The sequence below is a fragment of the Clostridium sp. Marseille-P299 genome (assembly GCF_900078195.1).
Taxonomy (GTDB): Bacteria; Bacillota; Clostridia; order Lachnospirales; family Lachnospiraceae; genus Lachnoclostridium.
Genome location: NZ_FJVE01000006.1, coordinates 566,365 through 588,534 on the forward strand (window position 1 = coordinate 566,365; position 22,170 = coordinate 588,534).

21 protein-coding genes, 1 tRNA gene and 1 pseudogene are annotated in these 22,170 nt (G+C 31.3%); 3 read left to right on the forward strand and 20 right to left on the reverse strand.

Going from position 1 to position 22,170, the window contains the following annotated elements; all coding sequences use genetic code 11:
* Positions 1-83: 83 nt before the first annotated feature.
* From BN4220_RS20245 to BN4220_RS20445, 5 genes and pseudogenes are all read right to left on the reverse strand, one after another.
* Complete coding sequence (locus tag BN4220_RS20245; RefSeq protein WP_197467899.1) at positions 84-230, reverse strand: hypothetical protein; 147 nt, start codon at positions 228-230, stop codon at positions 84-86.
* Positions 231-356: 126 nt separating this feature from the next.
* Positions 357-2,372 (reverse strand): endonuclease MutS2, encoded by a 2,016-nt coding sequence (locus BN4220_RS06575; RefSeq protein WP_066714936.1) that lies wholly within the window; start codon positions 2,370-2,372, stop codon positions 357-359.
* A gap of 924 nt (positions 2,373-3,296) precedes the next feature.
* Positions 3,297-3,698: a hypothetical protein gene (locus BN4220_RS06580; protein WP_066714937.1), complete on the reverse strand. Its 402-nt coding sequence runs from the start codon at positions 3,696-3,698 to the stop codon at positions 3,297-3,299.
* Between the two features lie 256 nt (positions 3,699-3,954).
* The gene (locus tag BN4220_RS06585) at positions 3,955-4,590 is read right to left on the reverse strand and encodes a GTP pyrophosphokinase (RefSeq protein ID WP_066714938.1); all 636 of its coding nucleotides are present in this window, start codon (positions 4,588-4,590) and stop codon (positions 3,955-3,957) included.
* A gap of 681 nt (positions 4,591-5,271) precedes the next feature.
* Positions 5,272-6,138 (reverse strand): annotated as a pseudogene (locus BN4220_RS20445) (polysaccharide deacetylase family protein).
* 319 nt (positions 6,139-6,457) lie between these two features.
* Between BN4220_RS20445 and BN4220_RS06605 the strand changes: the two are divergent.
* Positions 6,458-6,895 (forward strand): Dps family protein, encoded by a 438-nt coding sequence (locus BN4220_RS06605; protein ID WP_066714945.1) that lies wholly within the window; start codon positions 6,458-6,460, stop codon positions 6,893-6,895.
* Positions 6,896-7,988: 1,093 nt separating this feature from the next.
* Here the strand turns inward: BN4220_RS06605 and BN4220_RS06610 are convergent.
* The 5 genes from BN4220_RS06610 to BN4220_RS06630 form a co-directional block, all read right to left on the reverse strand.
* On the reverse strand, positions 7,989-8,999 hold the full coding sequence (locus BN4220_RS06610; protein ID WP_148401699.1) for a hypothetical protein: 1,011 nt from the start codon (positions 8,997-8,999) through the stop codon (positions 7,989-7,991).
* 48 nt (positions 9,000-9,047) lie between these two features.
* Positions 9,048-9,359: a hypothetical protein gene (locus BN4220_RS06615; RefSeq protein WP_066714949.1), complete on the reverse strand. Its 312-nt coding sequence runs from the start codon at positions 9,357-9,359 to the stop codon at positions 9,048-9,050.
* Between the two features lie 368 nt (positions 9,360-9,727).
* Positions 9,728-11,056: an IS1380 family transposase gene (locus BN4220_RS06620; RefSeq protein ID WP_066712939.1), complete on the reverse strand. Its 1,329-nt coding sequence runs from the start codon at positions 11,054-11,056 to the stop codon at positions 9,728-9,730.
* Between the two features lie 135 nt (positions 11,057-11,191).
* Complete coding sequence (locus BN4220_RS06625; protein WP_066714951.1) at positions 11,192-11,887, reverse strand: hypothetical protein; 696 nt, start codon at positions 11,885-11,887, stop codon at positions 11,192-11,194.
* A gap of 397 nt (positions 11,888-12,284) precedes the next feature.
* Positions 12,285-13,157 (reverse strand): sigma-70 family RNA polymerase sigma factor, encoded by an 873-nt coding sequence (locus BN4220_RS06630; protein WP_066714953.1) that lies wholly within the window; start codon positions 13,155-13,157, stop codon positions 12,285-12,287.
* A 414-nt stretch (positions 13,158-13,571) separates the two neighbouring features.
* Between BN4220_RS06630 and BN4220_RS06640 the strand changes: the two genes are divergently transcribed.
* Complete coding sequence (locus tag BN4220_RS06640) at positions 13,572-13,955, forward strand: type II toxin-antitoxin system HicB family antitoxin (protein WP_066714955.1); 384 nt, start codon at positions 13,572-13,574, stop codon at positions 13,953-13,955.
* 776 nt (positions 13,956-14,731) lie between these two features.
* Here the strand turns inward: BN4220_RS06640 and BN4220_RS20015 are convergent.
* The 8 genes from BN4220_RS20015 to BN4220_RS06675 form a co-directional block, all read right to left on the reverse strand.
* Positions 14,732-14,908: a hypothetical protein gene (locus tag BN4220_RS20015; protein ID WP_156476402.1), complete on the reverse strand. Its 177-nt coding sequence runs from the start codon at positions 14,906-14,908 to the stop codon at positions 14,732-14,734.
* 21 nt (positions 14,909-14,929) lie between these two features.
* Positions 14,930-15,496 (reverse strand): hypothetical protein, encoded by a 567-nt coding sequence (locus tag BN4220_RS06645; RefSeq protein ID WP_148401700.1) that lies wholly within the window; start codon positions 15,494-15,496, stop codon positions 14,930-14,932.
* Positions 15,497-15,530: 34 nt separating this feature from the next.
* Complete coding sequence (locus BN4220_RS06650; protein ID WP_066712010.1) at positions 15,531-16,496, reverse strand: IS3 family transposase; 966 nt, start codon at positions 16,494-16,496, stop codon at positions 15,531-15,533.
* Complete coding sequence (locus tag BN4220_RS06655) at positions 16,493-17,191, reverse strand: helix-turn-helix domain-containing protein (RefSeq protein WP_066712009.1); 699 nt, start codon at positions 17,189-17,191, stop codon at positions 16,493-16,495. Before BN4220_RS06655 ends, BN4220_RS06650 begins: the two co-directional genes overlap by 4 nt.
* A 59-nt stretch (positions 17,192-17,250) precedes the next feature.
* On the reverse strand, positions 17,251-17,574 hold the full coding sequence (locus tag BN4220_RS06660; RefSeq protein WP_066714958.1) for a hypothetical protein: 324 nt from the start codon (positions 17,572-17,574) through the stop codon (positions 17,251-17,253).
* Between the two features lie 171 nt (positions 17,575-17,745).
* Positions 17,746-18,243 (reverse strand): hypothetical protein, encoded by a 498-nt coding sequence (locus BN4220_RS06665; RefSeq protein ID WP_066714960.1) that lies wholly within the window; start codon positions 18,241-18,243, stop codon positions 17,746-17,748.
* A gap of 130 nt (positions 18,244-18,373) precedes the next feature.
* Complete coding sequence (locus tag BN4220_RS06670) at positions 18,374-18,613, reverse strand: hypothetical protein (protein WP_066714962.1); 240 nt, start codon at positions 18,611-18,613, stop codon at positions 18,374-18,376.
* Between the two features lie 143 nt (positions 18,614-18,756).
* Entirely contained in the window at positions 18,757-19,095 is a 339-nt protein-coding gene (locus BN4220_RS06675; protein ID WP_066714963.1) for a hypothetical protein, read from the reverse strand.
* Positions 19,096-19,903: 808 nt separating this feature from the next.
* On the opposite strand from BN4220_RS06675, the gene BN4220_RS06680 reads away from it, so the two are divergent.
* Entirely contained in the window at positions 19,904-21,199 is a 1,296-nt protein-coding gene (locus tag BN4220_RS06680) for a tyrosine-type recombinase/integrase (protein ID WP_066714965.1), read from the forward strand.
* 116 nt (positions 21,200-21,315) lie between these two features.
* Here BN4220_RS06680 and BN4220_RS06685 read toward each other — a convergent pair.
* A tRNA-Thr gene (locus BN4220_RS06685) sits at positions 21,316-21,388 on the reverse strand.
* A 102-nt stretch (positions 21,389-21,490) separates the two neighbouring features.
* Positions 21,491-22,123, reverse strand: a complete 633-nt coding sequence (gene sigH / locus BN4220_RS06690; protein WP_066714966.1) for an RNA polymerase sporulation sigma factor SigH — start codon at positions 22,121-22,123, stop codon at positions 21,491-21,493.
* Positions 22,124-22,170 lie beyond the last annotated feature (47 nt).

Below are 22,170 nucleotides of genomic sequence, written 5' to 3' on the forward strand. Positions count from 1 at the left end.
ATTTGTTTCATATGTATCTCCCATATAAAACTCTATTTTACAATAGCCCTTCTCATTACTTGATAAATCAATATAAAAAGTAATTACTTCAAGTTATTCTGTTTTGCAATTCCTTCTTCTCTAACATTGTGCCTTTGATTTTGATTTTCCACTTTATTTTTTTGAGTGATACTATTAAATTTCTCATTTTCCTTTTTTTGTGTGTTTTTCTCGATTTCCTTCTTATTCATGATCTTACCATACCTTTCAAGTTTTCTATCAAAGTATAGTATCCCTTACTCTTAATTTTTCATTCTTTATACTTGATAATCTTAATTTTAAATACCTTAGCAATTATTACTTCGTTTTTTCTAAGATTAATTATCTGTATATCTAATTATTACATTAGGATCGTGGCGTTTCGTCATTTTATGTCGTGCTTTACGATTCTCAACCGTATCAAAAATAATTGAAAAATCATAATTTTCTGGATACATATCAGCCGCTTTTGCCTTAATCTTTAACCGCTTATGATTAATTAATCTTTTTCGCTTTTGTATTTGAACTAAGATTTCCCCTTGCTCATTGGTTGTTTCACATACGATTCCAATCTTCTTTTCCGGATAAACTACTACGCTATCTCCAATGTCAAAGCTAAGTGCATGATTATTTACTTGTTTATTTACACGTTCCTTCGTAATTCTAGAAACATTATTCTGTGGATAGCGTTTTGTTCCTTTGGTCTTACCATGCAAATCATTTTCATTTTCTTTTGATAAGTCCTCTAAAAACTTTAAGTTTTCTTCACTCATTTCAACCGATTTACTCTTTCCGTTCGCGTGTTTAATTCCATTGGTTTTTTCAACTTTATTGCCATAAGTCGCCATAAAAGCAGTCTCAAGCATATGTGCAGGAAATCCCAAACGTTTAGCTATATATAACGCACAACTTTCTCCTGCTTCACCTATTTCAAGTTGATATAAAGGTTGTAAGCTTTCTTTATCAAACGCCATTCTAGCATTCATAAGTCCTTTTGTATTCATGGCATAATCTTTTACTTCTGGATAATGGGTTGTGGCTACAAATAAGCAACCAATCCTCTTTAATTCCTCTAAAATAGAAATCGCTATTCCCATGCCCTCTGCAGGATCAGTTCCAGACCCAAGTTCATCAAGTAGCACCAAGCTATCTTCACTTATATTTTTTAGAATATCAATAATACGAATAATATGAGATGAAAACGTAGATAAATTTTGCTCAATACTCTGGCCATCCCCCATATCGCAAAGAATGCAGTTATTCATGCAAAAACTGCTTTCCTCCATCACAGGAACATGTAATCCACTTTGTACCATCATAGATAAAAGCCCTACCGTTTTTAAAGCTACCGTTTTTCCTCCTGTATTAGGACCAGTAATAACAATTCCCGTTACACCTTCACCAATACTAAAATTAAGTGGCACGCAAATATCCTCTGGTATTAATGGATGTCTTCCATTAACAATTTTAATAAAGCGATCTGTAGTGATCGGAACTTCTCTTGCCTTCATTGCTTGTGACAATTTCCCCTTTGCAAATGCAAAGTCTAAATCAAACATCACAGACATGTTTCCTTTTATTTCATCCAGGTGATCATAAACCATTGCAGTTAAGGTATATAATATTCTCTTTACTTCATTCTCCTCTGCAATTTCAAGCTCTAGGATTTCTTTTTGTAATGCTCCAACAATCGCAGGTTCTATATAAATGGTATTACCAGTACTTGATTTATCATATACAATACCATCAATCTGACTTCGATATTCTTTTTTCACTGGAAGTACATTATGTCCATTTCGCTGTGATACATAAGAATCTGCAAAACATTGTGACTTTGTACGTAGCAATTGCTCTAGTTTTGATTTTACTTTATCCTTTAAATCCTCGATATTATTTCGAATCTTTTTTAATTCAGGGGAAGCATTGTCCTCCACCCGGTGATTTCTAATACATGCCTCAATTTCATCCCTTACCTCAGTACATGTCTTAATACTATAACCATATCCAGATAATGATAAGGACAAATACTCTGCACGTTTAAGATACTGTTTCATCCTTGATGATGAGGCTAAAAAAGTTGCAATGATTGATAACTGTTCTTCTGAGAGGCAGTATCCCTCAATCATATGATCTAAAATTCCTTGTAATCCTTGCATGTTACTAATGGGAGGGAGCCCTAAGCTATCTAACAATTTTCTTGCCTCTGTTGTTTCTAGCATTGCGCTTTTACATCTTACTTCATTTAACTCTATGGTTAACTCCATACATTTTTGTTTCACTTTTTCTGAGCTTGCAAACTCACTTAGCATTTCTTTTATCTGATTAAATTCAATTTTCATCATTGTTTGTTTCATTTTAATCCCCATTCTTGCGCACGTTCTTGACGCATAACAAATTTATGGTGAGCAAGCATAAACTTGCATGTGAGAATTAATATTTATTCTTCGCACTATCACCATATTAACTGCCATAAAAAATCTGAATTCAGCTAGTTTTCTAATTACTGATTTGGCAGTCCTTTTAATTTTACTCATTTAAGTTGCTAACTTAATGATACCTCTATGGCATCATAATTCATAAATCCAAATTTATAAGAGAAAACAAAAAAACGCTCATAAAGACACCATCTAACATGCCTTTAAAAGCGTTATATCACGTGAAATTAAACCCATACTAAGTATGAAACATAATTATAAAATACAAATAAGTATCGACTAAGAGTTAAGATTATATTATCTTGTACGCTTGTATTTCGTTATATACGTATATTTTTAATATAATCATTTTCTGCTTTGAGATTATATTTATTTAAGCATATTTTTTATAATAATCACAATTATAATAATCATAATTTTTATTATAAGCTTATATGCTCTTATAATCTCATTTGTTATAAGCATATCTTTTCTTATCGTCTTATATTTCTTACTCGTAAATATAAAAATGTTCAAAGATTTTATATGATAGGTCATTTATTCATATAAGTTTGAAAAGCAGTTGACGGTATAAAGGGTACACAAAATGCAGCATACAAGATGCTGTCTTTTTTAAGGTTATTAAGAACAAGTTTCTATTATAACTTATTCTAAAATTGATACTTCTAAAATTGATACCCTTATCTTTATGAAATTATGCTCTTGTTTCCTCTACAATCGCACTTAACATAAATTCCGCCTTTCAAACATTTTGTTTATAATTAATTTTATTACATACACATTATATTTCAGCTTGTTTATTATTGTCAAATAGAAAATTTAACTAATAAATCACTACCATATTTACAATGGTTTTTCATAGAACTTTAACGGAACTTCATAGCTACTAGCCTTATATAGATAAAAAACTTCATCAATATACACACCTAAATATCCTTTTTTATCAAAGCCATTAATTTCAAAAATTTTAGTTCCCTTTGAAAGACATCCTGCCAAACCATTTTTCATCTGATATCTAACCCAATTGATTTTAGTTGGAGCCTTCTCACATATCTCCCCTAGTTCTTTTCCTATTACATTATTATCTATTTTAATATTTGTATTTTCATAATTTGTATCACCAAACCGTATAAAGTCGTTCCAAGTAACATTCGTATTCCTAGCAAAAAATATTAAATATATTATAATTAAAATTGGTATAATTAGCACCATTGATAACAATAATTTTATCTTTTTGGAGTTCAATTTTTCTCCACCCTTCTGATGACTTTATTATTAGACGAACTTAAGTGTGAAAAAGTTCCAAAATATTTTAATTTTATTTATTTAATTCTTTAACCATGTGACCATTAGCATAAACTCCCTACGTTATTAAACTTTATCAAAAATAGTAACTCACAATAGAAAAAGTATTAAAATAAACTATAAAATTTTTATGGCCTGTTTATTTTGAGCAAAAAAATAACCAACTTAAAAAAAGTTGGCGATCGGTTTCACATTGCTAGCATCTTTTATCTCTAAATTTTATCAACCGTTTATCAATATCTTGTAATAAACGCGAATACTTTTTAAAATGCTCATCTATCTGCTCTTCTTGTATGTTACCACATTTATATCTAAGTCGATGATCTAATTTTGCCCAATGGTCCATGGTAATTGTTCTTAATTGAACTTCTGCTTTTACCCACTGTAAACTATTTTGAAAATAAATGAGCACTTGCACAATAAGATGTAAACTTCGGTAACCAGAGCTTTTTGGCCTTTTTATGTAATCCTTTATCTCAATCACCTTAATTTCATGGAATTCATTTAGACAGTTAGCAACTTCGTATAGATCATCAAGATAAAAGCAGACTGCCCTTACACCAACCAGATCGTTTATTTTTTCTAACGCCATTTCATAGGTTTCATCATAACCTTTTTTATTAAGTTTTTGCTTTGTACTTTCAACACTCTTAATTCTTGCTGAATAATTCTTAATTATATTTCGTTTATGTTGCTTTGATAGTTGTTCATTAATTCTCTTAAGCCTCGATTGCAATATACGAATAACACAATCGCTTTTTACTTTGAAATTATTATCCAGCATTTTAATAAGTGGTTCTCCCTTCTTAACATCATATATATTACTTACCATAATTTATCTACCTCTCTCTTTAAACATTTTATAATCAACTAGCTACCTTTAAATTTAGTTGTATTATACTTCTCTTAAGTAAATTCTAAAAACGCATACATGTAAATTATATGTTTGTAAAACATTTTTTGTGCATTAATTTTTCTTAATATTTAAATTTTTAATATAATAGCTTTCTTTGATGATGTGCTGATTAAACATAACAGTTGCATATCATTTGTCTTTTTTGTTTCCAATATACAAAATGTAAAAACCTAGAAATATTATATTACATTTTTAACCATTTTTCAATCATTGTATTAATAATTGTATTTTATTGGAAGTTTTATGCTTCGTGATTGAATCATACAATTAAGTGGGACAATTCTATGTAAGACTTATATATTGGAGGTAACACATAATGTATGTAAAACGATTATTCTTAATAATAATATTCGCTATGTCACTGATGGGTTGTTCTAATAGTATGGATAAAAATACGACGAAAATTTTAGTCATAAATAATATAGAAAAACAGAAAACACATAGAATAGAACAAATTCAAATTAATAAACTCTGTCTTATAGATAAACAAACTGAGGTTTCATGTCGTTGTATTGAATTAGTAATACTTAAATTAATCCCAGAAATGATGACATGCGAACTCTCCACCTTTTGCAACATTCCTGGGATTTTGTAAATTCAATTATTTATTGTCTTCATTCCTTGTTTGATCATTTTTTCAATTCCTTGATTATGTGATCTATTAATTCTTTTTAATTCATACAAACACTCTTTATCTTTACTTATCACATTCACGCCAAAATTACAGGATATCGTAGCTTTAAAACCTAATTTTTTTATGATAGATTCTGTGTTTTCATTATATTTACCATAAGGATATGTAAACGCATTTGGAATCGTATCGATGGCTAATTTTATCTTTTCATTAAACATCGCGACGTCATTGGTAATATATTTTTCATAATCATCTAGTTTTTCATCATTACGTTGACTACATCCATATCTTCACCCTTTAATATTATGCATATCATAGGAATGATTTTGTATTTCTACTAGACCTGATTCATCCATTTCTTTTATTTGGTCCCATGTAACATGAGAATAGTTTATATTAATATCAACGGTATTCGAAAATTTTTCAGAGCTTAGACCAATGATAGAAAGTACAATTTTCATATTGTATTTTTTTAATAAAGGAAATACATTAAGATATGTATTCAAAAGTCCATCGTCAAACGTTAGTATTATTGGATTTGGTGGTAATTCTTCATCAGAATATACATAATTAATCAGCTGTGTCATTGTTATTGTATTATAGTTATTTTCTGATAAATACTTTAAGTCACTTTCAAATTCGCTTTGAGTAATTGTGTCTTTTCCAAGTTGTGTACTCTTCACATTATGATACATTATTATTGGTACATATATTTGGGTGCTAGTAGCATTAGATACTTGCAGTATTTCTATAATTCCATAAGCATCATATACGAATAACATCAAAGAAAAAATTAAAACAAAAAGATTTTTTAATTTTAAGTTCTTCATGCTTTATGATTCTCCTTTTCTATATAGTAAATGCTATGTAATAAGGCTTAATCATATGCATTATTCATATGTTAACGTTAAAATAAAAAAATACACAACATGTATTCCTAAGGAATTATATAGGAAAATTAAAGTAATTTTTCATTAATTTTGCTATAAACTCGTAATTCATTTTGTAAAAACTAACAAAATGATAATGATTCTCATTTTTAATATTGCTTTTTCCCTTTTCGTGTGTTAGTATATATACACAGTTAGTAATTGCTAACTTACTTAGACACTATAGTTTAAAATTTATATAAATCAAGGAGGTAACAACATGGATGCATTAATAAAAGAATTAAATGAATTTTTATCAGATTTAAATGTCTTATATCGAAAGCTTCAAAACTATCACTGGAATGTGAAAGGAAAAAGCTTCTTTGTACTTCATTCTAAATTAGAAGAATACTACAATGGCGTTAATTCTGAGATTGATAAAGTTGCAGAAAAAATCTTAATGTTAGGTGGACAACCTCTTGGAACTATGAAAGACTATCTTAATATTAGTAGTATAAAAGAAGCTGAAAATGCTAAAGTTGCAGGAGATGTAGTTCTTAAGAATCTTCTAGAAGATTTTTCATATTGCAAACAAAAGGCTGAAGCTATCAAAGTTAAGGCAGATGAATCAAATGCTTACATCATATCTGCTTATATGGATGAAGTTATTGATGAATATAGCAAAGCATGCTGGATGCTAAAACAATCAATGGAATAATGAATTTCTTTTTTAAGAACGTAGACGAGGATGTTGTAGAATAATCTCTCCATACAACAACAATAAGCTGACTCATTTTTACGAGATCCCGTCTATTTTTATTAGAAAGGCTGTCTTATTAAGGACAGTCTTTTTTTATTTTTGTAATACAAGAAAGTTGGTTTGCGATTGTGTGATTGGTTTGATGATCAATATGTCGGTGTTTTATAAAATGAAAATTATACATCTGAGGAGTATGCTAATAGTGTCATTTAATCAACTCATAGAAAAAGTCATAGAAAAACATAAAAAAATAAGACCTTCAGAAACCTCTGAAAGCCTTACATTTACTAATAAAGCTGCCAACGGGAATCGAACCCGTGACCTCCACCTTACCAATTGGAATATTTAAATTTTATAATATTTCGTCATTTGCTGAAACCATTGATTTCACTGTGTTTTTTCCTAGTTATAATCTTTTTACTTATAATTGCTTTAGTGAATATTTCGTATGTTTGTTAGTCAAGTGTTAGTCAAAACATATTATTAAATTCAATAATTTTTCACAACAATATCACAACAACATCACAACAGCCACTTACAGAAAATAGGTGTTTTTATACATACGCTTTCTGATAGCTTTTGGTAGCGTTGAGCTTGAGTCAGTAGTTTCTTTCTTTACTCCATCATTCTCCAACAATCTATATCCAATCGATGCAGCTGTTTTATAGTCTACCTCGTAAGCTTTTTGATATGCTTTTGTTGCATTAAACTTTTAATATAATACTAGTAATAAAGTCGTTGTTTATCAGTCAGTGCAGTATTCTCCAATACCTGCTTTACTTCATCAATAACGGTTCTTTCTTCGCACTAATCTGTTTAGCCGAGCGTTCGCTTTTCTTATCCGAGCGTTCGCCTTACCTTGTTACATTCTATCACTCTATTTCGCCCATATTTCAATTTTTATTCATCGGACTAACTTTTATCATAGAAACAGATTAAATTAAAAATTTAACTTACTAAAAAACTATTAACTAATATAAATTAGTAATTAGACATTATATATTTTTTACCAGTGAGACTTTACGATCGTTGCAATGCCAGAATGCAAAATCTATAAACTAGGCACAACTTCAAAATTTATTTCAATTGTATCACTAACAATATTACCATCATCGTTCGGATAACGATATATAAACTCTGCAAGATATTTTCCAGCTGGTAAATTAAATGTATCAAACGGTTTATAATAAAAAGCTTTATCTTTTTTTAGTCCCTGCTCATAAAACCAATAGTCAAACGCCAAATCATATATAACACGCTCTAACTGTAACTTATCATGATTTTCATCATAAATATTAATATACATTGGATAGCCATCTATATCTGGATAAAAAATACTATCCTCTTTACCACAATACGTCATACTTGACCAAATATTAACGTATTCATCAACCTCGTATATATTTTTATCCAAGTTCGCCTCTAATTTAAAATTTTTTGTAGACCTTGTTTCATGTATACTTTTTCTATTATTTTTAGCTTTTACCTTAATTTTTTTAGTTGCATATAACTCATGTTTCGATTCCCCTGATAGATCGTCTTCATACCAAGTTGTTAGCGTTAATGTATAATATCCTGGTGGCAATCTTAATTCTGCTGGATGAGATCTGAGCACATCTGACATTCCAATGCTTGATTCACGCTGATCATAGTCCTTAAATATTTTCATAGCTTGAAAGTAATTATAGTATCCATAACTCGAACAATCCATTGTGATAATTTCATCTCTTTTAAAAGTATGTATTTGAGCGCCAAAAGTATTCGGTGGTTCTAGTACTGACCGAAAGCCATTAGATCCAGTAATTAATAAAGAAAACGGATATTTAGGAATATAAACATCAATTTCTTCACTATCTCCAATATAATGCATACTTAGTTGTATGTTTATATCTTCATTGTCATAAAATTCTGTCTTATTAATATCTATCCATGTCTTAAACTTATCATCTTCAGAAAAGTCTTTATTTTTTTTATAATAAATTATAAAACTTAATACTAGTACCGCCATTATAATAATCATTTTTGTTATTTTTTTAATTTTCCCCACTCCCTTCGAAATCATAAGAAATCCAGTTACATATATATATAACTGGATTTATTTTTACATATGTTAATTAAATGTAAAGCCTACATTCTCGATGTATTTATTAGGAGTAAAATACCATATATTGTCAGTTTCATTATTCCCTGTTACAATCCCTACAACACAATTCCTATTTGCTGCCGTTGTTGTATATACTGTACCACCACTATCTCCACCATCTACAAAATTTGTTTTTGGCGTTACTATACATAGACCTTTTACAACAAATTCACTAAAATCAAGTTTGTCTGTAAATTTTCTTGTAACCTCGGTGCTAGTTATAGTACCAGTGCCATATGTAGTTGTAACACCAGCATATTTTATTTCTAAACCTGCCACAATATTTGCCGTTCCAGCAATTGTTGCAGTAAATCCACCATAGCCAACAACTCGATTTGAAGTACTTACAGTAGTATTTGAAATATCAACAAGAGAAAAATCACCATATGAATAATATAAATTACTACCTAATGAAGTCTCATATAAATTTAGATTTTGATAAAGAACACTTCCAATATTTGTACCATTATATTTAACCTGAATTATTCATGTAAGTAAATAACAAAGTTAATTTACTGATCTTTATATCAGCCCGTTGTTTTTTACTTTGATTTTATGATTTTACTTTTTTTAACAGTCAAAAAGAAAGGAATTTAACTAAGGTATTATTACTCTCTTTTTTTAACTGCCAATGTGCAACTCACTATCTACTCTAATAACCTTTGTAGTGGTCTTAGTGAATGTATTTTTGATAAAACCTCATTAAATTCATTTTTATAAGGGCAACTACTGCATAACTTAAAGATTAGATAGCGTGATTTCTTCGTTAGCCTTGCTGCTATTTTTATAAGTTTTAAACGAATTGTATCAACTTGAAGATGTCTCATCTTCTTTGGTAAAACCATTCGACGAAACCAATTGAATATGTTATATGTTAACATATTGATTTGGAGTCGATTTTGATTAGTTATGAAATCATGATTTGGCATAGCATTCATATGAAAGCCTAGTTTTGCTTCTTTAATCATGTTTTCCATAGTCCCTCGATTACAATAAAAACGTAAAATATCCTGGGCAGGAATCTCCATATTTGTAACGATGAATGTATAATTAGCTACCATTACTCCATATGGTTTTTCAATCTTGCAAACAATTCTACGAGGATATGCCCAGCTATCAGCAGCATACATGAATTCAGTATAAGTGCAAGCGTAATCAACAAGATTATTGTTTAATGATTCCATAAAATCATAAACATCACCTTCAACCATCTTACGTAAGCGTGCTGATTCCTTCATACGAATAGCAAAACTCACACCATTGGTCTCTAACTTTTCATAAAGCATAACGTCTGCGAAACCACTATCACCTCTTAAGAATAGTTGAGTATCTGGATAATTATCCATATATTCCAATAGGAGAGGATACAAAAAATTATGTGCGTCCTTTGAAGTGTAAGTATTTCCTGGTCTTAACTCAGCCTTTAATAAATCCTTAGTTAACCCATCAAATACTAATAATGGATGATATCCAACGTTTTGATAATGAGTATTATAGCTACTACCTTCTTGCGAACCATACGTAGTAAATGAAGTAGAGTCGACATCAAGAATGATCTGTTGTGGTTGTTCATAAGAATAAATCTTCTCACGTAATAGTTGATGAAGAACATCCATCTGCACAATACAGATGTCATCAAGACGATTCATAAAACGGCTTATTGTAGGTTGAGATGCCAATCTTTCTTTCGAAAGAATTTGAGTAAATATAGGATCAAAAGCCAATTCATCCGCATCATCATCTTGAAAGTACCCAGCGATGTTTTGAAAGATACGTTGCATGAGTATGGATGAATCAGAATGAATACGCTGTTTTGTATCAGTACTAAAATTCTCAGCAATGATAGAGGGGATCTTTAGTTTATTTATATATTCATAGAGTAAAAGTAATCCAGAATCGGAGGAAAGTTCTCCTCCATTAAAATTTATTTTAATACGGTTATTGCATTCTAAGTGTAAATCCTGTAAACTAGACATATAAGGTTTCTCCTTTGTTTGATTTTGGGTCGCACTTAAATTTTAACAAAGAAGAGGCCTTTTTTCTATATCTAGATTTCACTTTTTAGGTGAAAGTAATAAATGTATGAAACTCAGTATTAAAAAGGTATTGTATCATGCTAACAAGGTCAGCATGAATAATTCAGGTTTAATTATTGTATTTTTAGTGTTAGTATGTCCACATGTTAGTAATGTTTTTTTTCCATTATAAGTGCCAAAATATCCAATTGAACATTGACTTTTCCCGACTATTCCCTCGCCACCTTGCATTGCTGTCGGAGTAGCTGGTTGAGATTTCACGAATGTAATTGGTAATGAAGAATAAGTGCTTATATTTTCTATCGATTCTAAATCTGAACTATCTACTCCTATTACTAAATTATTAGTATAAACGTCAATATAATATTCATTTACATCGAAACTCCGAGAAATAGTTGAAATTTCACTCTTTAAACTATTAAGATATTTATATGAATAATCAACCTCTTCAAAAGTAACGTCTTCGAAACCATTACAGTAATTTAAATACTTATTCTTTATCTCATTACTTGTATCTGTTAATTGAATTACCAAAACATCTTTATCTAAATAGAAACCGCCTAATTCTTCTGGTAAATCGTTATTTTCATATGAAAAATCAATAGATAACCCTTCACAAATACGATTATATGCCTCAAGAGCAGCATCTTGTGAATATTCTAATTCATCATAGTTTTTAGTGTCTTGAGCAAAAATAATTTTACTGCTAGAAAATAATACAGTAACTGCCATTAATGAAGTAATAATTTTTTTACCTAATTTCTTGTTCATTCAATTCCTCCTTATTCTTAATCGTACAATTTACTTGGTTACATAAATTTCTATTTCGTCCCCCTTTACAAATTATTAATAAATATATTTATCTTTTACATTTTAACACATTATTTTCTAAATTTAAATATATTTGTAAAATCTATATCTTTTTTGTAATATTTACACAAATTTTAACTTTTTATTTTGGTATCAAACTGCTGCCATATAGTTCTAACAATGCCTATATAAAATAACCAGGTTTTATCGTCCGATACTAAATATAAATTCTATATCACCAGGAGAATCATCAGTTTTCTTCTTTAGAGCTGAAAACCTCACGTCCGTCTTTATGACAAGCCTTATTAATCATAATAGCAGCAGTTCGTTAATGTTATATTGATTTATGAGCCATTGATCAGCTCTTCTCTATTAATTTCAAAGCAGCTCTTTCGGTCGAACTGGTCCATGTATAATTAAAACTACTGACACTACCCCGATAAGCCATACTTTCAACAATATCATATTTATTCTGTAACATTTTTCTTAAGCTTGGACGTCTCAATTTGCGTAATCCACTTACTTCCACTTGCCTAATTGCTTGGCCAGATACTCCTAATAACTCCCCTACGGCCCTCATAGTCATGTTATTAAGGTAACGCAATTTAATAACCTTATTCTCATATTCTGAAGTATGTTTCTCTACAATCCCCCATATACTTTTACGCTCCTGGTCCATTATTCTATCTAGTACTTCTTTTTCTATATCTTGATTATCTGCTACCGTCTCACCAATCGTAGTGTCATTATCCTCGTCTTGGACAGCTATATCAAGGCTTGAAAGATTATAAAAGGAATAAATGTACTCCTTCAAATTATCAAGGCTTTCTAGTCCAATTCCAAGGCCCTTACACAGCTCTTCATCTGTTGGTTTCCGCCCATACTGTAACTCAAAAACATTTACTAGCTTATTATAACGGTTTATCTTCTGTTTCATATCCCTAGAATGTCTTACTGTATAGCCTTGTCGTTCTATACAGCACTCCATAGCATTTCGAATCCAATACGCTGCATAAGTAATAAACTTAACTTCCTGATCACCTTCATATCGTTTGACAGCTTCATACATCCCTATGTATCCTTCCTGCATTAGATCGTCTAGCTCAATATATCCAGAATACTTACGAGCAATCTTATAGATATAATATTCATTTTGCTTGTATAGTAGGGTCAAATTATCAACTGTATTTATCCCCTGTTGTATCTGCTGTACTAACTCTTCATTTGTCATTTGCGTTCAACTCCCTTTATAAAATTAATGTAACTATTGGTCGAATGAAATGTTCCTCTAATCGAATGGAATGTTCCTTTAAAGAATATTTATTTTCTACCTCCTTTTTTAAATCTTCTTTTTCATTAATTTATGAAGAACTCATTGACAACACGTGCTACACGTGTTATAATATTGATGTAAGGAGGTCAGTACATACAATGAAAGATAAAGATTTACTTAAACTACTAAAACAAAACGGATGGGAAGTAATTCGAATCACTGGTAGTCACCACGTACTATAAAAAGGCGACGAAATAGAAGTTGTTCCTATCCACAACAAAGATGTACCGACTGGTCTACTAAACAAAATATTGAAGAGGACAGGGCTAAAATAGCCCTCTTCTTCGCCTATATAAATAAAGGAGTGATATTATGTTATTTGCGTACCCTGCCATCTTTCATGAAGAGGATTCTGCCTTTTGGGTTGAGTTTCCCGATTTAATAGGTTGCCAATCCTTCGGCGATACTTTAAATGAAACGATTGAAAATGCACAAGAAGCCTTATCCGCTTACGTACTAACTTTATTAGAATCAAACCAGGATATACCTACACCATCAAAGATTAAAACTATTATGCTTGAAGATTCTAATTCATTTACTAGCCTTGTATCATGTAACATTGATCAATACAAAGGCATGAAGGCAATCAAAAAAACTTTGACTATTCCATCTTGGCTTAACGACAAAGCACTTGCACAAGGTATAAACTTTTCAAAAGTATTACAAGATGCATTGCTTACAAAAATACAATCATAATACCAGGGAGCTGTTACTTTAACGATTAAATTATAACAAAGTGACAGCTTCTGTTTTTAATGGCAATAAGGGATTATTTAGATATAACCTTAGGTAAAGTTTTGTAAGTTTCTTAATTACATACCTTAAAGATTTTCTATAAAGCGCTTGGAGCGTTCCATAAAACGTTCGGAACGTACCGAACGATAATCCCAATATTTTATAGCTTTTCTCCTTTATTTTACGAGTTCGTGTTTGAATTCGTTTGTTTTGATTCTCACAATTAAATCACACCTTTTTTTCAGTCAATCCTGTATCTAAAAATATACTCTGTCATTTCTAAACCTGCTTATATCTAATATAAATTCTTTACTCTACATTCTGTATTTATGCTCTTTTCTATTTTCACAGAAGTGGCAGCAGTTATTAAACAAATACCTAGCAGTCTTTTCAATCCTAGCCTATTTCTGTCTATTCTTTAACTATACAGCAAGGCTGTTCCAAGTTAGGACTTCCTTTAAAATATATTAACTTATCTTATGTAGCCAATATATCTATAAATCCTTAAACATCTTCTCTACACAAAAAAAGACGCAGCAACATCGAATCATAAAATCTATGAATCGTTATTCCCGCGTCTTACAATAAAACTTCCAATGTGTCTAATCATTGGGGTACTCTTTTTTATTCACTTATAAATGTATTATAACTACTATATCAATACACGAATAAATACATATATTCTTTTCAATATTCTATTATCTTCAATTCGTTCTATAAGTTCTATTATGTACTTCTTATATGCTTCTTTCGTCATTATTTTGCTCCTTCTTAATTGTTGCTTTAATATATACTCTATTGTATCGCCCCTGCTTCTGCTGCTTACTCCACTTTTTAACCACTGGGTCCAGGAGCGAAAGAATCGTCTTTAGTTCCTGTTCTGTCTCATAAGAGACTTTAATTTTTACACTCATAAATTACCTGCTTTCTGCAATCTATATATTCCACTGATCTTTTAAACGGTTGACTAGTTTCATTTGTTCCGATGTATCTTTATCAGGATTACTATCTGGATGAAACTTTCTTGATAAAATCTTATAGAACTCCTTCAGATACGTTTTATCTACTTCATTGTAGTTACCTTGACTTGAACTACAGTAACTACTTGAATTATTGTTGTAGTTACTGTAATACCCTTGCTGATAACTACGATTTCTTTCTTCATACTCTTTTCTGAATTTGTATTCTCTCTTAATTTGTTCTAACGCTTCTGAATTACGCAATGTCCCAAATACATCATAACATCTATCATATTCGTTACTATCACTACTTAAATCATACTTACAATTAAATTTACTCTTTTCCTCTCTGTACAACTTAAGAATTCTCTCATGTTCTTCATGTGTCTTATATTCTTCCGTCTGTTTGAACTCTTCTTCAATCTGACTTACCAATGGCCCAATCTTCTGTTCAACTAGCTCATATATGTATTCCGTAGACACATTTAATTCTGATATGCTCCCTGTCAAGTAGACAGGCCAAATATCTAAAGTAATGCTCATAAATCAGTCATACGATTTTCGTATGGCTGATTTTTTATGCGCACCACTTTGATTTATATTTCTCAATTCTTTTATTCTTTGCAATCGGATATGTTGTTGGAGTTGCGGAAGCTAACGCTTCAGCCCTTACCTCAGCAGGTGTTTTACAATCATATCTGCTTTGAGGTCGCTCATCTCGATAGAATCGGATATAATCTTTGATTGCATGACGTAATGATAACTCATCTGTTATCTCGTACATTTGATACATTTCTGATTTAATGATTCCCCAAAAACCTTCCGTTGGTCCATTATCAATACAATGGCCAACTCTGGACATTGATTGAATCATTTCGCTATCTTGAAGTTTTCTCTGGAACACCTTATTTGTATACTGAAAGCCTCGGTCGCTATGAAAAATAGGCTTTGCAGTTGAATTAGCATCAATTGCTTTATCAAAGGTTTTGAATACCAGTTGATTGTTGTTTCTGCCGCTTATAACAAATGCAACAGGATAACGATCATAGAGATCTATGATCGCACTAAGATATAGTTTCTTATTGGTTTCAGGAATCTTAAACTCCGTTACATCAGTAGCCCACTTTTGATTAGGCTCTGTTGCATAAAAGTCTCTTGCTAACTTATTTTCTGCTGTTTCTTCTGGCTTGGAAGAATTGTATTTTTTCTTCTTTTTACGAATAACAGAATGGATTCCAAGTTTTTTCATAATACGATGAATTTGTTTCCTTGAATAATGAGTATGATTGAAATGATTGATCCAATCCGTCATTCTTCGGTACCCTAAGATATGAGAAAATCTTTCATCATACTCTTTGATTAATTCTGCGATTTCGATATTAGTTTTTTCTTGTTCTGGTACAATTCTATGTTTCCATTTGTAGAACGCAGCTCTGGCGATTCCAAGCTGTGCACACATCCAGTTGACACTCCAACCCTTGTTCGTATGGAAGTATTCAATAACAAGATACTTTGATTCATGGCGTTGCTTTCCGAGTCTCACATCCCTTCGAATTCTTTCACTTTTTTTAACAGTTCTACCACCATATCTTTTTCTTCAAGCTGACGCTTTAGCCGAAGATTCTCTCTTCGTAATCGTTCTAATTCATCAACTTCATCATCTGTCTTATGTCGACCACGTTTGTCAGTAAGACCTTCTTCACCTGTGGCATCATATTTTTTCACCCAGGAATACACCTGACTGTAAGAAACATCGTAAAGTGCTGCTGTGTCCTTATAATCACGATTGTGTTCAATGCAGTATGTAACGATTTCTTTGCGTTCCTGAATAGTTGTTTTTCGCCTTGCCTCTGCCATATAGACCTCCCGTTTCGGATCGTAATCCTTAAGTTCTCTATTGGCATTATACTTCATAATCCACTGTTTTAGTGTCGAATCAGACAAAATATTATATTTAGCTGCAAGTTCTTCTAAAGATCCTTCTCCACGCAGATATCGTTCGACCATTTCAGTTTTAAACTCTTTTGTATAAGCTTTATTCCCTATTGGATTTTGAAACACCTCAATACCTGAATAGTTATAAAAATGTAACCATTTATGAACAGAACAATTCCTTTTCTTTTCGTTAAAAGGAATATCATATTTTGCACAAATTTCTCGCATTGATAAATTTCCAGATAAATAATCTTCACAAGCACTCGCTTTAGTTTCAGGGGAGTATTTAGCTTTTCTGGACATGAAAAATCCTCCTTAAGTAGATTTTGGTTATTTACCTTGTCTACTTAAGGAGGATCATATCATTCCTCTGCTACTGCTTTTATTTTTCTATCACAATCTTCATATAAGCAAAAATACCTGTCCGCAATATCATAATAACCTACAGTAATTAATATAAATTGTTTCTTCTTAACTTTTCCATTTTCCCTATAACTATGATGAATTGAAATTTTATAAGCTGTTTTAATATTCCGTTCAAAGTAATTGTTATAACTATAATGGTAGCTCCAATGGCTCATATCTTGTCCATTAAGAGACATCTCATAATACTTTGCTATTAATTCTTTCGAATATCCCTTTCCTGGTGGTTTCTTTCGTTCTATTGTTTGAATAACACAATACATTATCGCCTTGTAGTTACTGCAATGCGTTAACCAGTAGCTACTTTCCTCACTTTCACTTGTTATCAATACTTTTGCTTTAATTTAATTGAAGTAATAAATTATTTTATTGCTAACCTTGAATTAACTTGGCTACGTAATTTCAATTTAGGTTCATAATAAACTTGACTATACTCATACCGTTGCCTTCTTTCTTCTGGCACGCTCGGCACGTTTTCCCATTATGTAGCCATACATAAAAAGAAATTTTTTACTCCAAAAATCTGTTTCATTTCTAACAATAGCATCAATCATAGGTGCATTGTCCATTACAATGCCTATTCCTGTATTTCCTAATATCTTTCTTATTTGACTGTATTCTTTCTCTTCTCTCTTTCTTTCACGCAAGGCGATTATATCATCTAATAACTTTACACACGTTAATGCACTAATGCTTTTTAACCTATTCTTTAAATCACTTCTGATACTATAGTCTGAATCCAAATAGGCAATACATAACTTCTCGTACGAGTCATAATATTCGTTATCTAGATTTACCACTACGATATCAAACCTTGGATCATAAAATATTGCAAGCGTTTCAAGTGGTTTCATTTTTTCTGCGTACTCCTCTGGTATCTCACTTATACGGCAAGCTGCTATTCTTAATTCTTCATTAATCATCTTATACATAATAATCTTTCTCCTTTTCGTATCTTGGTATGAGTAGATCCAATATTTTCGCTGTGTCCTTACAATCAGTAAGGGCATATTTTTAGATTATTCGTGTTTGTTTTGGAAACGCTCCAATGAAGCGTTCCAATCATCTCCTCAATTCCTCATATAATCGAATAATCTTAATCGGTGTTAAACTGTACTTTTTTATGTACTCTTGACTGTAATATGCCTTAATAAGCACATTAATGGCATCACAGTAGGCTTTCACAGTTTCATAGGATGGACAATACTTTATTGATGAATACTGCCCTGGATGCCATTCTTCCAGAAAGACAACTTCATCCATTATCATACATTCCCTTAAATAATCAATCGCATGGTCCATATTGAATCCTTTCTCACTTATGTAAGGGTAAAAATCCCTTGCCAGATACCAAAAGAAGAAGTATAATCAAAATAGTACCTGGCATTAATCTGTCTAGTTACGTGCTCTTGTCAATGTTGGTAGCAGCGACAAGAGCCTTTTTACTATTCACAGTGTACTGTACCGCCTATTCTTACAAAATCGCCATACTTTCCACCTGCTACTACACTATCTATAGACGAAGAAATTTGACTGATATTACTTTCTATTAAGTTCAAATTTCCATTTATCAAAGTCAATTGGGTTCCAATTTTATCAAGGGCAACTACGATAGAATCACTTATCATATTTACTCTTAATATATCTCCTGTCTTATTTCCCGACAGCCTCATAGTTTTTCCATTCTTTAATGTAATAACCGTATTGTCATTATCATCTGTTCTGAAACTTGCTATCTGATCAGTATTAATATATCCTTCATTTGTTTTAATAAATCTGTTCATGTAATTTACTCCTTTTTCTAATAATCATAATTCAAACTCCTTATTTAGATATTTCGTTTCCATCGTTTCCACGTTTCCACAGTATTCTTTAAACCCGCATAAAATCAAGAGTTGAATAGTGGAAACGAAACTATAATTTGTTTCCACTTTGTTTCAATTATTAATCAATGGAATCGGTTGAATCAGTGGATTGTTATAAATAAATTCATACTCATTTGTTTTACTTGTTGAGTTTCTATGAAACTTACTCCTTTTCATTTTTCTAATTCCGTAACCCATTTTAATAATTTCGCAACACACAATTTAATTATGGTGTTTCATAAAAAACCTTAATTTAAAAGGCTTTTACGGGCCGTAACACCGTAACACCTTTTTTTTGTTTTAGAGAGCTATATATTTTATGATTAATATTTTGATTTATAATGTATTATGTACTCTCTAATAAAATTTAGGTGTTAATGTGTTACATACTAATATAAATATATATTAACCCCAGTTATTGATGATGAAGTCTATTCATTATGGATTGAAAAGACACTACTTAAATATAAAGATAAAAAAGCCGAAGGAAAAGGATGGGATAATATCAAAGAAGAACTTCCTTTTTATTAAAATTTTAATTGTGTTATAAGGATCATTTTTGTATGAATATAAAAACAGCCCCAGTGCTACCAACACTAGAGCTGCAAATAAATGTTACTACTAACCAAAAGGTCAAATAGTACACCCTTCAAACAAGTGTATTATACCACGACCTTTATTAAATTGCACCTGAAAACAGGTGTTCTATAAAGAAAGGAATGATACAATGGCATCTATTCGTAAAAGAGGAAACTCTTATCAAATAACAGTGTCTAACGGACGTGACAGCTCAGGCAGGCAGATACTAGAAACGACGACCTTTACACCTGATCATAACTTGACAGAACGGCAGCAGAAAAAAGCTCTTGATACCTTTGTGTTTGAATTCGAACAAAAAGTAAAATCTGGCAAGCTATTAAAGGGTGAGAAACTTACCTTATCGGAATTTACTGATCAGTGGCTCAAAGAATACGCTAAAATAAATCTTACTCAAAACTCTTTTAAAAGCTATAGCGATAATTTAAAACTACGTATCATACCAGCTCTTGGACATATCAAACTATCTAATCTTAACCCTATGCATTTACAAAGTTATTATAATAATCTATTAGAAGACGGTATACGTTTAGATGGTAAGCCTGGCGGTTATAGTGCTGCTACCATTAAGAAGGACCATGTTATATTAAGCAGTATATTACACACAGCAGTTCAATGGCAGTTAATTGAAAATAATCCTTGCGATCGAGTGTCTCCACCCAAAGTAACTCGTACTGCTGAAAACATAAAATTTTTTACACTAGAACAAACACAACTTTTTCTTAATGCTCTAGACATGAATTATTCATTTACATATCAGGAACATGATCGCATTGATGACACAGGTAAAAAATATCATGTTAGCTCATATGAAGAAACAAAACGAATACCAAAACAATTTAAAGTGTTTTTTTACATAGCTATCTTTGGAGGGTTACGCAGGGGTGAGATAGTTGCATTGACCTGGGAAGATATCAACTTTGATGAATGTTCTGTGAATATTAGCAAATCTAGTTCTTATGTTAATAAGCAGATTATTACTAAAGAACCAAAAACTTTAACTTCTATCCGCACAATTAAGCTTCCTGGCTTTGTTATACAATTACTTAAAGAATGGAAGTTAGAACAGAATAAATATCGCCTTTCTTTAGGAGATCAATGGGTTGGAAGTAACCACATCTTTACTCAATGGAATGGTAAACAAATGTATCCCTCCACACCGACGCAGACATTTAAGAAAATTATCAACAAGTACAATAAAACTGTTACTGATGAGAAAGATAAGCTTCCCTTAATTCCTTTACACGGATTAAGACATACTTCCGCAACTCTTTTAATAGCCGAAAACGTAGACGTTAAAACTGTCTCAACAAGGCTTGGCCATGCTCAGACAAGCACCACAATGGATATTTATGCTCATGCTCTAAAACAATTGGATGAAAAAGCTGCTAGTGCATTAGAAGATGCCTTTAAGAAAAAAGCTTAGTTTTAAAATAAATGTTAGTCAAATGTTAGTCAAATCATAAAAAGCACCCCTTTGGGGAGTGCTTTTCTTTCCCCATAAAATAGAAAAACCCTAGTAAACACTAGGGTTTCATTATAAGCTGCCAACGGGAATCGAACCCGTGACCTCCACCTTACCAAGGTGACGCTCTACCGACTGAGCCATGGCAGCAACTGTTCGCATGGGAATGCGTCCGAAAGATATATTACCATAGAATGAAATATATTGCAAGTCCAAAATGAAGAAATTTATTTTATAAACCCATTTTCAATATTAAATTTCTTTCAGGATCTGATTCAACTTTTTTCGGATTCGTTGCAACGCATTATCTACCGATTTGGGCTCTTTATTAAGTATTTCGGCAATCTTACTGTAATTATAATCTTGCATGTAAAGATTTAAAATCTGCCTTTCAAAATTGCTTAATCTTTCATAAAGTTCTTTTTCTAAAAGAGATGTATTTTCCTTATCAATAAACATTTCTTCTGGATTCATGATTCTAGCATGTGCTAGGGTTTCAATAAAAGAAACTGCAGAATCCGTTGATTCTACATCATCGGAATAATTTGAACTATCAATGGATATGTAATTATTAAGTGGCTGATTCTTTTTCGTATTTGAAGATTTTATAGCCGTATATATTTGTCTTGAAATACATAAATCAGCAAAAGTTAAAAAGGACGCTTCCTTCTCTCTTTGATAATCGCGTATGGCTTTGTACAGTCCAATCATACCTTCCTGAATCAAGTCCTCGTGGTCACCACCGATCAAGTAAAGCGCCTTTGCCTTTTTTCTCACTAAATTTTTATACTTACCTATTAGATAATCCATCGCTAATGTGTCACCTTCTCGAATGAGCATAACAATGTCTTCATCCGAAATATTCTCATATTGCTGATAAATCATACTCATCCTCCTAACTCAAAAGTCTTATTAAATGACTACATTTTTAA